Source organism: Thiothrix fructosivorans (genome assembly GCF_017349355.1).
GTDB classification, from domain to species: Bacteria; Pseudomonadota; Gammaproteobacteria; order Thiotrichales; family Thiotrichaceae; genus Thiothrix; species Thiothrix fructosivorans.
Genome location: NZ_JAFMPM010000005.1, coordinates 20,356 through 33,322 on the forward strand (window position 1 = coordinate 20,356; position 12,967 = coordinate 33,322).

A 12,967-nucleotide genomic window follows, 5' to 3' on the forward strand; every position below is an offset into this window, starting at 1 on the left:
TGCGGGAACAAATTCCAAATATCATCACAGTGATACGTATTCTTTCCATCGCGCCGATTTGTTGGTTGTTGTGGCAGGAAGCGTATGAGTGGGCGTTGACCTTGCTGGTATTGGCGGGGTTGTCGGATGCGCTCGACGGTTTTCTGGCCCGGCGTTACGGTTGGCTGACCCGTTTAGGGGCGATGCTTGACCCGGTGGCTGACAAGCTATTCGTGGTCGCAGTATTCATCGTATTTGGTTTAAAAGGGGATTTACCGTGGTGGTTAATTGCCTTAGTGATGGGACGTGATGTGGTAATTGTGCTCGGTGCAATTGCTTATCGCCTGTTTACGGGGCGGTTGGATATGCGTCCGCTAATCATCAGTAAAGTGAACACTGGCTTGCAAATTTTTCTGTTGGCAACGACGCTACTGCATGTAGCGCTTTACCCCTTGCCGCCGTGGTTTAATCTCGGTTTGCAGTGGAGTGTCGCGGTAACAACCGTGTTAAGTGGTGCTGCGTATATTTGGTTATGGGGGCGCTATGCGTGGCGCAAAGGTGAAACATGATTCTCGATAGTGGTCGCTGGTTTTGGTTAGTTATCGCGGGCATCGTCGTGAGCTTGGTGTATTTACTTGCACCGATTTTGACCCCGTTTTTGACGGCAGCGTTATTAGCTTATCTGGGTGATCCATTAGTTGATAGGCTAGAATCGTGGAAACTATCCCGTACTCTGTCGGTCACGGCAGTATTTCTCTCGCTCTTTTTATTCATCGTCATGTTTTTCCTGTTTCTATTGCCCGTGTTAGAAACACAGGTGAAGTTGTTTATTGGCAAAGTGCCTGCTTATCTTGATTGGGTAGTGAATGTGCTTGCGCCGTATTTGCAGGAACATTTCCACGTCGATACCAGTGTGTTAGAGGTGGATAAAATCAAAGCTGTCATTGCTGAGCATTGGCAAGAAACGGGCGGTATTATTCGTAATGCTATTCACACCATTTCCAAATCCGGTTTTGTGGTGTTGGGTTGGGTTGCCAATTTGGCGTTGATTCCTATTATTACTTTTTACCTGTTGCGTGATTGGGATCGGATGGTCGCTTATGTGGATGATTTGCTGCCACGCTCCAGTGCACCCTTGGTAGCAAGATTGGCGCGGGAATCAGACGACGTTCTGGGGGCATTTTTGCGGGGGCAGTTAATGGTTATGCTGTCATTGGCAGTGATTTATTCCCTCGGTTTGTCCTTGGTTGGGTTGGAATTTGCGTTACTGATTGGCTTGATTGCGGGGGTGGTGAGTTTTGTGCCGTACCTCGGTCTTATTGTTGGGGTGGCAATTGCAGGGAGTGCGGTGCTGTTCCAAACGCAAGATGTGTTTGATCTTTTCTGGGTCTTGGCGGTGTTTGGGGTAGCGCAGATGATTGAAGGAACATTGCTAACGCCCCTGTTAGTCGGGGAGCGCATTGGTTTACACCCCGTTGCTGTTATTTTTTCAGTGTTAGCGGGTGGGCAATTGTTTGGCTTTTTTGGTATTTTATTAGCCTTACCCGTTGCAGCGGTACTCGCGGTGCTGCTGCGCTATATCCACGATACTTACAAACAAAGCCACATTTACAGCATTAATGCGGTAGATGATGCGTTAAAAGGGCAAGAATGATGCAACAACTGACACTGAACGTTGGGATTCGCGAAGGTCATCGCTTCAGTTCATTTTTTGTGACACCAGAAAATGCCGAGTTGCTAGGCATCATGAAGCGGGGTTTTGAAAAAGACTTTCCACAACTGTTTTTGTGGGGTGAAACGCAAGCGGGTAAATCCCATTTGTTGCAAGCGTACTGCGAGAAATATTATCAACGCGGCATGATGGCAGCCTATCTACCGCTCGGCAGTTGTGCGCAATACGGCACACGACTATTAGCTGGTGTGGCGGGTAAACATTTGGTCGCTGTGGATGAATTAGAGGCGATTATCGGACAACGCGATTGGGAGGTGGCGTTAATGAACCTCATCAATACCTGCCGTACCAACCAGCAGCCGCTGATCATGGCTTCACGCATTAATCCGCGTGATATGCAGTGTGTTTTGCCGGATTTCGCGTCACGTTTATTGTGGGGACCCGATTACCGCTTGCACCCTGTACATGATGAACAATGCTTAAAAGCGATGGCGTGGCGGGCGCATCAACGCGGATTTGAATTATCCGAACACGTCATGAAATATATTGAGCGGCATTATCCGTTAAATATGGCTACGCTCATGGCGGTACTGGATAAGTTGGATGCCGCCAGCTTAACCAAAGGACGGCGTATTACGCGGGAATTCATTCGCGAAGTGATGCAGACGACTACGCCTTTAGCAGGTTTCAAATAACGCCGTTTCAAGCCTTATCTATTATCAAAACAAGGAGATCACAATGGATATGAAAAGTTTTCTGGATCAAATGCTGCAATCCGGTAAAGACATTGCTCAAAAAGGTCAGACACTGGCAGAACAAAAATTAGGGCTTCCCGCTGAAGGCGCACAACGTGACCAAATGCTTTCTGGCATGAAAACTGGCGCGGCAGCAGCAGGCGTGTTGGCGTTATTGCTGGGGACAGGTGCGGGGCGGCGTGTCACGGGTGCGGCAGTAAAAGTCGGTAGCCTTGCGGCATTGGGTGGTTTAGCGTATCAAATGTATCGCCAATGGGAAAATGCGCCGGGCGCAGCCGGTACGGCACAAGCGGCTGAACCCGCTTTATTGGAAGCTCCAGCGCCGAAAGCCAGTGCGGAAATTCTCATGAAAGCCATGATTGCTGCGGCAAAAGCAGATGGTCATGTGGATTCGACGGAATTGGAAAGTATTCGTCAGCAATTAGTCGATGCTGAGTTAGATGGGGATGTGAATGACATGATTCTGAGCGAATTAGGGAATCCATTAGACGCTAAAAGCATTGCCGCTTTGGCAAACCATGATTTAGCTGTTGCTACCGAAATTTACTTGGTATCCGCCGCGATTATTGATGTTGCCAATGAAGCAGAGCAGGCTTATTTACTGGATTTGCGTACTGCGCTGCAATTACCGGAAGCCGTTACTGCTGTGACTAACGCTACCACTACGCTCTAATTCCTGAAGGGAAACAGTAGAGGCGCAAGCAGTTGCGTCTCTACTGCATGGTTTGTTTATAAATCGTCTTCAAAGATATCCTTCAGGCGACGTTCTAGCGCTTTGCGTTCTAAATAATCTTCCACATGACGGCGTATCACATGCGGCTTGATTTTTTTGCCATCGATGGCAGCGACAGCTTTTTCTAGGTGGAAGACTTCATCTTCTTGTTCATTATAATAGTCTTTATTGTTATGCATAAAATCACTCCTGTTTCCGTTAGTGACGGTAAATCTTCGGGGCAATAGTATGCAGTGCTAACTTAACTCATGCTGATTATTTTACCGCTTGCTGCATGAAGGTGGCGGCATGTGTGCGTAATTGTTCTGGCGTAATGTCTCCAACGAGACGCAAGGCACGCAATTCTTCCCCCGCATCGTTGAAAAATACAATTGCCGGTGGAGCGACTACATCAAAGCGTTTTTGCAATGCTAGGTCATGCTCACTTTGTGAGGTGACATCCGCTTGCAAAAATAGTGTATTACCGAGTGCTTTGGCGGCGGCGGGATCTTTAAAGGTGACTTTTTCCATTGTCTGGCAATAACTGCACCAGTCCGCATAGAAGTCGAGCATCACGGGGCGTTTCTGCGCTTTGGCTTGTTGCAGGGCGGCTTCTAAGCCATCAAGCCCTATTACACGTTTGAAGCTCATGGTTTCAGCGGGTTGGGCGTTTGCTATACCGACAGAAAAGATACCTTTCAGCGGTTGTAACAGGTTAGTGCTGCCCGCCGATAAACCAAGCAGAATGAGTGCGCCGTAAAATAATTGCAGCATCCCCGTACTTTTCCAGAAGCGACCCCAGCCACCAGCATCTTCATCAATTTTTTCCAATGCGCCCATGTAGACACCGGAGGAGACCAATAGAATGCCCGTCAGTGCCATCGTGATCTCAATAGAAACAATGCGACTAAGCATGTAAATTGCCACGCCCAGCATAATAATGCCAAACAGTGCTTTTACAGTATCCATCCACACGCCAGCACGGGGTAGGAGATGTCCAGCCGATGTGCCGATGAGGATTAAGGGAACACCAATGCCCATGCCCAGTGAGAATAAGGCAGCAGCCCCCAACCATGCGTTATGGCTTTGGGTAATGAATGTTAAAATACCGGCAATCGCAGGGCCAGCACACGGCCCCACAATGAGCGTGGAGAGAAAGCCCATAATGGCAGCGCCAACAAAGCTACCGCTTTCTTGCTTATTGCTGATTTCATTTAAACGGCTTTGCAGGCTGTTTGGTAATTGTAAATCATAAAAACCAAACATCGAAAACGCGAGTGCTACAAACAGGGCACTCATTAAACCGATGGCAATCGGGTGCTGTAATACGGCTTGTAAGTTTTGCCCAAAATAGCCGAAAACAAAACCAATAATGGCATAAGCTACCGCGCCCGAAACAACATAAGTCACTGAGAGCCATAGGGCTTTGCGGGAAGATGTATTGCCATAACCGGCAATGATTCCCGACAAAATAGGGATCATTGGGAAAATGCATGGCGTGAAAGCCAGTAATAAGCCCAAACCAAAGGTAATCGCAATGATTTGCACCAAGGAGCTGTCTTCAAGGCGCTGCGTGAGCGCATCTTGTTTATTGAGCGGCGCTTGCGCAATGGCATCAGTATCGCTATTAGCACGCGGTTTGGCGTCGGGTAAGCCCGTGAGTGTTAATTCGCGGGTTTGGGTGACGGGGGGGTAACACACGCCCGTTTTGTCAGCACAGCCCTGATATTCGGTTTCCACTACCAATTTTTGTAAGCCAGTCGCTTGCAGAATGGGGACTTGGACATCAAAGTCTTTGCCGTAAACCTCGATTTCACCAAAATATTCGTCCTGAACGGTTTCACCAGCGGGGAATAGGGGTGTTCCTAAGGTAATGCCAAGTGGTTCTTTGACCGTGAATTTGATTTTAGGGCGATATAAATGATGGTCGGGTTGGATGATCCAGCGTGCGTTTAGCGTGCCTTTGTCGACGGCTGCCATGTCGAATACGAAGGCTTTATCAACCGGCAAGGTACTCCCCGCACTCGGTTTTTGGGCTTGTTTGATAATGTCAGGCAGTGCTGCACTGTCGGATTTAGGCGTCGCTGCTGGTTCTGTCGCACTCAGTTGTAGTGCCGCTATTTTTTTCTGGGGTTGGAAGCATATACCTGCATCGGCACAGCCTTGATACTTGACATTGAGTGCTAATTCGACGGCTTGGGCGGCGTTTTGTCCGCGTTTGAAGGGGATTTCAACCACAATGTCATGATGGAAGACCTCAGTTTGCCCCATATTAGGGTCATTCTTGATGTCACCTTTGGGAAACACGGGGACGTCGAGTGTCACATCAGGCGTCGTTGTCTCAAATTTGAAGCGCTCACGGTACAGGTAGTAACCTTCCGCAATCTCCCAAGTGGCTTTGATTTTATCCGGTGCAACCACCTCAGCCTTGAACTTAAAGGCATCATCCGCTTGTAATAATTCTTCTGGTTTGATTGCGTGCGCTTGCACTGAAACAACTAGCAAGAGAATGAAGCACAGTAAGTTGCTTATGCTAGGGAATCTGCGGTACGTCTTAATCAGGTTTAGATAACTACTCATCTTTCAACATGGTTTAACTAGATGCGAGTAATAGTAGAGTAAATGCGCGTGATCGGCAAAATATCTTCGCCCCATTTTGTGTCATGCGGGCATTTTTGTTTGAATAGCCGCTAATAGTGTGATTTCTGCAACAAACAGTGGTGGTGTTACAACAGAAGCCTGAGTGTTTGTGGCATTCAGGCTTCCGTTTGCCAAGAGTATGACGTTACTCTGGAATTAAGCACTCATTCAGGTCATGACCAGCATTGACCCAGCCTTGTACCCAAATAGGTTTTCTGCCACGCCCACTCCAAGTTTCTTCTGAATTGTTAGGGTTGCAGTATTTAGCTTTTACAGCACGTTTCTTGACGCTACGTACTTGTAATACGTCGTCAAGTGTAAACCCTGCTTCATCAAGCAGATCGTCAATCGCTTGACGTAAAGTCAATAGTTCAGTATCACGGCGGTTAGCGATTGCGCTATCAATACTGCCTTTCAATTTTTCTAGTTCAGCGACGCTAAGATTGGAAATATCAACATTCGACATGAATAACACCTTTCCTTTTGCATTATGTTAAGAGTAATAGGATGTTATATTCCGTTTCTTTAATGATATTGTCAAGCATGGCTTTTAATAAAGTTGAGAAAATATATTAACGGGTATTGGTTAAACACGCGTATCCCTATTTGATTTAGGTGATAGACTGTGCAGTCTGACGGTTTTTTATCAGACGGGCGGAGTGGCAGTTACGCGGTAAAATCGTTATAATCGAAGCCAGTATTTAATCATAATTATTATAGAGATACCTAGTATTTAGGGGGATTTGATGCGATTTGTCGTTCCAATCCTGTCATCGATTGCGGTTGCGTTGGCGTGTGTCTGGGTATTGTCCAGTGGTCAACTCAGTAAGCTATTCATGACAGACGCTCTGTCTGGGTTGACAGAGACAGTGCCGCACTTATTGCTTGCCATTCTGGCGGCACAAGTGGGTGCTGTTTATTTGTTGAAACGCACGGCATTGATAGCCTCAAGAACATCGTTGCCCGACGTTAACATAACACCCAACACTGAAGAACTTCTGGCTATGCAAGATCAAGTCAATACCGAATGGGTGTTGGATGCCTTAGCCGGTGGCGTGATTGTTGCCAATCAGCAAGGTAATATTACTTACATGAACACCAGTGCCGAGAAATTAACACTCTGGTCACGCGACAAAGTGCTGGGTGAACATATCAGTAAAGTGCTGAAGCTAGATGATTTACAAGGTAATTCCATTGAGATAAAAGCGTTTGAAACCAATCTGACTCATCCCAATCATCCTTTGCAATTTGGTCAAGTGAAGCTGCACCCGCGTGTGGGTGAAGAACGTTTTGTGGAGTTAAACACAACGTGCATTTTGGAGCAGTGTAAAGCCATTGTTTTTATTTTTCGTGATGTGACGGCTGACCGAAAAGTGATTAATCGTCTCTACCGCCAAGCCTCGCGGGATGCATTAACTGATTTAATGAATCGCACTAGCTTTGAACAATACGTTGAGCAACTTGCCCATGATACGTCAGCATTGACGCGTAGCCATGTATTGGCAAGTGTGGATTTGGATAACTTCAAGATTATCAACGACACCTGTGGACATTTGGCAGGGGATGAACTGCTGAAACAAGTGGCACAAATATTCCGTCGGGCAGTGCGTACCTCCGATAAAGTGGCACGTATTGGTGGCGATGAATTTGCCGTATTTTTAGAAGGTTGCGGTCTGGAAAAGGGACGCAGCATTATGGAATCCATTTTAACCGAGTTGCGTAATTTCCGTTTTAGTTGGGAAGGTAAGGTCTTTACGATTGGTGCGAGTGTTGGCTTGTTGGAGTTTATGCCTGCGTCTACTTTGCAAATCAAACAGTTGTTTTCCGATGCGGATAAAGCGTGTTACACCGCTAAAGCATTAGGGCGCAATCAAGTTTTTGTTCATGAAGAAGAAAAACGCGAAGCCATGTCCAATCAACGCGTACATGATTGGGGTAAATTGCTCAAAGATGCAATTCGTGAAGACCGTTTTATCCTGTTTGCACAGCCGGTTGTGCCACTGCATTCTGAGCGTACTCAACGTTTCCGCCAGTATGAAATTTTATTGCGTTTACCGTTTCGCCAAGCTTTGTTGAATCCGGGCAGTTTCTTGCCGGTAGCCGACCGACTGGATTTAATGACCAGTATTGACCGTTGGATTATTCGTAAATCCTTGGAGGCTCAATATGTGTTTCAGGGTCTTGTCTTTCTTGGCATTGCAAACGTCACGGACAGCGGTAAAGTTAGCCATTTCCGATAACCAAGGAGAGGCTTCATGACCTCGCTCATCAGTATTTCCAGCCTGACCAGTGATGCCGCCTGTTTCGAGCAAGTCCGTTCCCTGCGTTGGCCTAATGGGGTGATTTGTCCGCACTGCGGTTCACAGGAAACAATCCGTCGAGGCAAGAATGACACCCAGCAGGAACGCCAACGTTACCAGTGTAAGGATTGCCAAAAGCGTTTTGATGATCTGACGGGGACGGTGTTTGAAGGTCACCACCAGCCGCTGAAGGTGTGGGTGTTGTGCCTGTACCTGATGTCGTTGAATCTGTCCAACCAACAAATCGCCCGCGAATTGGGGTTGAACAAGGATGATATTCAGGCGATGACGGAACAGTTACGGCGTGGTGTCGAGAAAAAAAACGCCAGTAAGCCTGTCTGGGAATGTTGAGTTTGATGAACTCTACGTCAAAGCCGGACACAAGGGAAATCCCGAAGCTGTAGCGGATGCAGGGCGTGAAGGCCGCCGCCGCGCCCTGAAAGGTGCGCCGGGACGTGGGACACTGGAAAAGGACAAACCACCCATCTTCGGCATGATCCAGCGTTCGGGGGAAGTCATGATCCGTATGCTGGCGAATGTGAAACAAGTGACGATCAAGCCGCTGATTTTGGAAACGGTGACGGCAAGCACACTGGTGTACACCGATGAGTACAACATTTACAGCCGGTTGGAGGCATGGGGTTATGCCCACAAAACCGTCAATCATGGTGCAGGCGAATATGCCCGTGATGAAGATGGTGACGGTTTCCATGAAGTTCACGTCAACACGATGGAAGGTTTTTGGTCACTGTTGCGCTCATGGTTACGCCCACATCGGGGCATCTCACAAGAAAAGCTGCCGTGTTACCTTGCGCTCTTTGAGTATTTGCACAACCTCAGGAAACGGGGGCAAGCAGCCCTACATTCCTTGCTTTCACTGCTGCTGCGATAAGACCCTGAAACACATATTGAGCCTCCTTGGAAATGTTGGCACTTTGCCGCAGTAATAATCATGATGGCAAAACCCCATGTCAGGAAATACGTCTGATGATTAATTTGTCGGGGCAGTCGGTGCAAGATGCGCGACTATTTGGCTACGTGGAGCAGCAAATTCATCAGTTTGGTATTGACCCCGGTATGATTTGCTTTGAGATTTCCGAATCCGTGGCGATCAGTAATTTTGTCCACGCCAAACGGGTGATGAACGCGTTACATAGTTTGGGTTGCCATTTGGTGCTGGACGATTTCGGCAGTGGTTTCTCTTCACTGAGTTACTTGCGGGAATTACCGTTGAGTTACCTGAAAATCGACGGTAATTTCGTGCATAACTTGGTGTCTAGCCCCGTCGATGCGGCGATGGTAAAAGCGGTGCATGAAGTGGGGCAGGTGATGAACTTGCTAACGATTGCTGAATTGGTCGAAGACGGCGAAACGTTGGTACGTTTACGGCAGATTGGGGTTGATTTTGCGCAAGGGTATTATTGTGGGCGACCGATCCCGCTGGTGCAGTTGCGTGATCGTCTTGAAAGTGAGCGCACGCTGGAGGTGAAAGCAGCCTGATATTTCTGGGGTTGCCTTGAAAAGCCAATCCTAAGACCGATATAGTCAACACAATTAGTTGAATGGAATCTTGTGTCATGCGTCGCTTTCCTGTGTTCTCTGTGCTGTTTTTGGTGATTCCATTCATTGAGCTGTGGCTGCTCATTAAAGTCGGCAGTGCCATTGGCGCACTGGCGACCATCTTGCTGTTAATCCTTTCTGGCTTCTTGGGTATGTATTTATTGCGTCACCAAGGGCTGTCCACACTGGCAAAATTCCAACGCGATATGCAGGCTGGGCAACGTCCGGCGCAGTCTTTGCTGGAAGGCACGATGATGCTGCTGGGTGGTTTGCTGTTTATCATCCCCGGATTTTTCACAGATATAATAGGGTTAATCCTATTATTGCCCCCCACGCGCTACCTGCTCGTGAAGTTCCTGTTGAAGAACGGTATGGTGTCTGTTGCTGGTTATCAGCACACGCAAACGTCGCGTTCTTCCGGTACTGACATCGAGGGCGAAGTCATTCGCCGCACTGATGATACAAAAAATTCACTCGACCGCCCTTGACTTTGCCTAAGCCATCCCTATTATTAGCACTCACTAGCCTTGAGTGCTAACAACAACCCTAATGTCCTAATCCTATTGGTTTGAGGAGAATACTGACCATGAATATCCGTCCATTGCATGACCGCGTTGTAGTACGCCGTATGGAAGAAGAGCGCAAAACTGCCAGCGGCATCATCATCCCTGACAATGCTACTGAAAAGCCTGATCGCGGCGAAGTCCTTGCGGTAGGTCCTGGCAAAGTTGGCGATGACAATGAGCGTATCGCGCTGCAAGTAAAAGTCGGTGACAAAGTTCTGTTCGGTAAATACGCCGGTACAACAGTAAAAATGGACGGTCAGGAAGTCCTGATCATGCGTGAAGAAGACCTGTTGGCGATTATCGAAGACTAATTAAGAGGATTATAAGATGAGTGCTAAAGAAGTACGTTTTGGTGATGATGCTCGCGTTCGCATGGTTCGCGGCATCAATGTTCTGGCAAACGCTGTAAAAGTTACTCTGGGTCCCAAAGGCCGTAACGTCGTGCTGGAAAAATCTTTCGGTGCACCGACCGTGACCAAAGACGGCGTTTCCGTTGCCAAAGAAATCGAATTGGAAGATAAATTCGAGAACATGGGCGCACAGTTGGTTAAAGAAGTTTCAAGCAAAACTTCTGATGCAGCAGGCGATGGTACTACCACTGCAACCGTTCTGGCACAAGCTATCGTGCGTGAAGGCATGAAGTCTGTGACTGCTGGCATGAACCCAATGGATTTGAAACGCGGTATCGACAAAGCGGTCATCGCTGCGGTTGCTGAACTGCACAAGATGTCCAAGCCTTGCGCTGACACCAATGCCATTGCGCAAGTTGGTAGCATTTCTGCTAACTCTGACGACGCTATCGGCAACATCATTGCGACCGCAATGGACAAAGTGGGCAAAGAAGGCGTCATCACCGTTGAAGAAGGCTCAGGTCTGGACAACGAATTGGACGTGGTTGAAGGGATGCAATTCGACCGTGGCTACCTGTCCCCATACTTTGTGAACAACCAACAAAGCATGTCGGCTGAACTGGAAAGCCCGTTTGTACTGCTGTACGACAAGAAAATTTCCAACATCCGTGAACTGCTGCCAGCCCTCGAAGGTGCTGCTAAAGCAGGCAAGCCACTGATGATCATTGCGGAAGACATCGAAGGCGAAGCACTGGCGACACTGGTTGTTAACAACATCCGTGGTATCGTTAAAGTGGCAGCAGTTAAAGCACCGGGCTTTGGCGACCGTCGTAAAGCCATGTTGCAAGACATCGCTATCCTGACTGGCGGCACCGTGATTTCTGAAGAGGTCGGTTTGGCGTTGGATAAAGTCACGCTGGACGATCTGGGTCAAGCGAAACGCATCAATATCACCAAAGACAACACTACCATCATTGATGGCGCAGGTTCTCCTGATGATATTAAAGCGCGTGTTGACCAAGTGCGTTCACAAATCGAAACCACTTCATCTGATTATGACCGTGAAAAACTGCAAGAACGCGTTGCCAAATTGGCAGGCGGCGTTGCGGTCATCAAGGTCGGTGCTGCTACCGAAATCGAGATGAAAGAGAAGAAAGCCCGCGTTGAAGATGCCCTGCACGCTACCCGTGCTGCGGTTGAAGAAGGCGTGGTTCCTGGCGGTGGTGTGGCACTGGTACGTGCGCTGCAAGCGATTGCAGACCTGAAAGGTGACAACCACGAGCAAGACGTTGGTATCCAAATCGCGATGCGTGCGATGGAAGAGCCACTGCGCCAAATCTGCGCTAACGCTGGCGATGAGCCATCCGTTATCCTGAATGCGGTAAAAGCGGGCGAAGGTAACTACGGTTACAACGCACGTACTTCCGAGTACGGCGATATGATCGCGATGGGTATCCTTGACCCAACTAAAGTTACCCGTACTGCATTGCAGAACGCGGCATCTGTTTCTGGCCTGATCATCACGACTGAAGCAATGGTCGCTGAACTGCCGAAGAAAGATGGCGGCGGTGCAATGCCTGATATGGGCGGCATGGGTGGTATGGGCGGGATGATGTAATCCTGCGGGAATACATTACCCCCCATCCCCAGCCCTTCCCCCGCAAGGGGTGAAGGGAGAAAGATAAGAGAAAGCCCCGCTGGTCGGGGTTTTCTTTTGGGTGTTTAATCTGTGTTTATATTAACGTGGTAAGAGGCTACGTGCTTTTGAATAGTTGCTTATACCTTATAGATCAACCTCACCAAGCGACCCAATATAATCGAGTCCCTTTTTTGTAATGCAGATGTAGTCAGGGTTTGACTTCATTCCACCAATGGTTACACCGGCAGGAGTGGAGGTGTACTGAACATAGCCAGACTCAATAAGTCGCTTTAGCAGAAGCATATTGAAAGGTGCCCACATAAGGTGTTGGCCTGCCACTTGTGCGCATTCAAAGAGTATATCCACTTCAAGCTGAGAAAATCTGTCGTGAGTGAATCTGAGATTAGCCTTGTAATGATATAGGGATTTTCGATCAATTTCGTTGAACTTATGCGCTCGTCTATGGCAATTAGGGCAAAGAGCAATCAGGTTTTCATATTCGTGCTTTTGGCACGTTTCCCAAGGCACGATGTGATGAACATCAACGTCAATATAACGGCAAGTAGGAATGGCGCATCGATGACCTGCCTCTACGAGAACTCTTCGTCGTATTTCAGCAGGAATTGGAGGACGGTCACTCATTGGTACTCCTTAAAGATGTAAAGTAAAATAAGCGACTTAATGTTGCCATTAAAAACAGAATCCTGCCACATATGCTGGGCTGGATGTCAATAATTTCAAGGGATTGTGGCGTATTCTTCCATTTAACACGATCTAAAAAGTGGGAAATGGCA

At 48.0% G+C, this 12,967-nt stretch carries 13 protein-coding genes and 1 pseudogene; 10 read left to right on the forward strand and 4 right to left on the reverse strand.

The genetic code is table 11. The annotated features are described in order from the left end of the window. Positions 1 to 29: 29 nt before the first annotated feature. Genes J1836_RS01165 through J1836_RS01180 form a run of 4 tightly spaced genes read left to right on the forward strand, consistent with a single transcriptional unit; the run spans position 30 to position 3,079 of the window. Positions 30 to 548, forward strand: a complete 519-nt coding sequence (locus tag J1836_RS01165; protein WP_242632680.1) for a CDP-alcohol phosphatidyltransferase family protein — start codon at positions 30 to 32, stop codon at positions 546 to 548. Beyond that, positions 545 to 1,633 carry an AI-2E family transporter gene (locus tag J1836_RS01170; RefSeq protein ID WP_207249447.1) on the forward strand — a complete coding sequence of 363 codons (1,089 nt, stop codon included), beginning with the start codon at positions 545 to 547 and terminating at the stop codon, positions 1,631 to 1,633. Before J1836_RS01165 ends, J1836_RS01170 begins: the two co-directional genes overlap by 4 nt. Continuing rightward, on the forward strand, positions 1,630 to 2,346 hold the full coding sequence (gene hda, locus J1836_RS01175; protein ID WP_207249448.1) for a DnaA regulatory inactivator Hda: 717 nt from the start codon (positions 1,630 to 1,632) through the stop codon (positions 2,344 to 2,346). The genes J1836_RS01170 and hda overlap by 4 nt, the downstream gene beginning before the upstream one ends. Positions 2,347 to 2,389: 43 nt before the next feature. Continuing rightward, positions 2,390 to 3,079 carry a DUF533 domain-containing protein gene (locus J1836_RS01180; protein ID WP_207249449.1) on the forward strand — a complete coding sequence of 230 codons (690 nt, stop codon included), beginning with the start codon at positions 2,390 to 2,392 and terminating at the stop codon, positions 3,077 to 3,079. 56 nt (positions 3,080 to 3,135) lie between these two features. Here J1836_RS01180 and J1836_RS01185 read toward each other — a convergent pair whose 3' ends face one another. The 3 genes from J1836_RS01185 to J1836_RS01195 all read right to left on the reverse strand — a co-directional run bounded on the left by J1836_RS01185 (position 3,136) and on the right by J1836_RS01195 (position 6,224). Then, positions 3,136 to 3,318: a PA3496 family putative envelope integrity protein gene (locus J1836_RS01185; protein ID WP_207249450.1), complete on the reverse strand. Its 183-nt coding sequence runs from the start codon at positions 3,316 to 3,318 to the stop codon at positions 3,136 to 3,138. Between the two features lie 76 nt (positions 3,319 to 3,394). Then, the gene (locus J1836_RS01190) at positions 3,395 to 5,608 is read right to left on the reverse strand and encodes a protein-disulfide reductase DsbD (RefSeq protein WP_242632681.1); all 2,214 of its coding nucleotides are present in this window, start codon (positions 5,606 to 5,608) and stop codon (positions 3,395 to 3,397) included. 295 nt (positions 5,609 to 5,903) lie between these two features. Then, the gene (locus tag J1836_RS01195) at positions 5,904 to 6,224 is read right to left on the reverse strand and encodes an H-NS histone family protein (protein WP_207249451.1); all 321 of its coding nucleotides are present in this window, start codon (positions 6,222 to 6,224) and stop codon (positions 5,904 to 5,906) included. Between the two features lie 280 nt (positions 6,225 to 6,504). Between J1836_RS01195 and J1836_RS01200 the strand changes: the two genes are divergently transcribed. From J1836_RS01200 to groL, 6 genes and pseudogenes are all read left to right on the forward strand, one after another. Next, complete coding sequence (locus J1836_RS01200; protein ID WP_207249452.1) at positions 6,505 to 7,998, forward strand: diguanylate cyclase; 1,494 nt, start codon at positions 6,505 to 6,507, stop codon at positions 7,996 to 7,998. A gap of 15 nt (positions 7,999 to 8,013) precedes the next feature. After that, positions 8,014 to 8,950: pseudogene (locus tag J1836_RS21885) on the forward strand (IS1595 family transposase). A gap of 95 nt (positions 8,951 to 9,045) precedes the next feature. Continuing rightward, positions 9,046 to 9,558 (forward strand): EAL domain-containing protein, encoded by a 513-nt coding sequence (locus J1836_RS01210; RefSeq protein ID WP_242632682.1) that lies wholly within the window; start codon positions 9,046 to 9,048, stop codon positions 9,556 to 9,558. 77 nt (positions 9,559 to 9,635) lie between these two features. Continuing rightward, positions 9,636 to 10,106: an FxsA family protein gene (locus J1836_RS01215; RefSeq protein WP_207249454.1), complete on the forward strand. Its 471-nt coding sequence runs from the start codon at positions 9,636 to 9,638 to the stop codon at positions 10,104 to 10,106. A 98-nt stretch (positions 10,107 to 10,204) separates the two neighbouring features. Continuing rightward, the gene (gene groES / locus J1836_RS01220) at positions 10,205 to 10,495 is read left to right on the forward strand and encodes a co-chaperone GroES (RefSeq protein WP_207249455.1); all 291 of its coding nucleotides are present in this window, start codon (positions 10,205 to 10,207) and stop codon (positions 10,493 to 10,495) included. Positions 10,496 to 10,511: 16 nt separating this feature from the next. Continuing rightward, the gene (gene groL, locus J1836_RS01225; RefSeq protein WP_207249456.1) at positions 10,512 to 12,152 is read left to right on the forward strand and encodes a chaperonin GroEL; all 1,641 of its coding nucleotides are present in this window, start codon (positions 10,512 to 10,514) and stop codon (positions 12,150 to 12,152) included. Between the two features lie 165 nt (positions 12,153 to 12,317). Here groL and J1836_RS01230 read toward each other — a convergent pair whose 3' ends face one another. After that, positions 12,318 to 12,815, reverse strand: coding sequence for an HNH endonuclease (locus tag J1836_RS01230; RefSeq protein ID WP_207249457.1), 498 nt, complete (start codon positions 12,813 to 12,815; stop codon positions 12,318 to 12,320). Positions 12,816 to 12,967: the final 152 nt, after the last annotated feature.

Excerpts from the sequence above, each read along its gene's own strand:
- J1836_RS01185 (WP_207249450.1), bottom strand. The coding sequence starts at position 3,318 with ATGCATAACAATAAAGACTATTATAATGAACAAGAAGATGAAGTCTTC.
- J1836_RS01215 (WP_207249454.1), top strand. The coding sequence starts at position 9,636 with ATGCGTCGCTTTCCTGTGTTCTCTGTGCTGTTTTTGGTGATTCCATTC.
- J1836_RS01180 (WP_207249449.1), top strand. The coding sequence starts at position 2,390 with ATGGATATGAAAAGTTTTCTGGATCAAATGCTGCAATCCGGTAAAGAC.
- J1836_RS01200 (WP_207249452.1), top strand. The coding sequence starts at position 6,505 with ATGCGATTTGTCGTTCCAATCCTGTCATCGATTGCGGTTGCGTTGGCG.
- groES (WP_207249455.1), top strand. The coding sequence starts at position 10,205 with ATGAATATCCGTCCATTGCATGACCGCGTTGTAGTACGCCGTATGGAA.
- J1836_RS01170 (WP_207249447.1), top strand. The coding sequence starts at position 545 with ATGATTCTCGATAGTGGTCGCTGGTTTTGGTTAGTTATCGCGGGCATC.
- J1836_RS01210 (WP_242632682.1), top strand. The coding sequence starts at position 9,046 with ATGATTAATTTGTCGGGGCAGTCGGTGCAAGATGCGCGACTATTTGGC.
- J1836_RS01195 (WP_207249451.1), bottom strand. The coding sequence starts at position 6,224 with ATGTCGAATGTTGATATTTCCAATCTTAGCGTCGCTGAACTAGAAAAA.
- J1836_RS01230 (WP_207249457.1), bottom strand. The coding sequence starts at position 12,815 with ATGAGTGACCGTCCTCCAATTCCTGCTGAAATACGACGAAGAGTTCTC.
- groL (WP_207249456.1), top strand. The coding sequence starts at position 10,512 with ATGAGTGCTAAAGAAGTACGTTTTGGTGATGATGCTCGCGTTCGCATG.
- hda (WP_207249448.1), top strand. The coding sequence starts at position 1,630 with ATGATGCAACAACTGACACTGAACGTTGGGATTCGCGAAGGTCATCGC.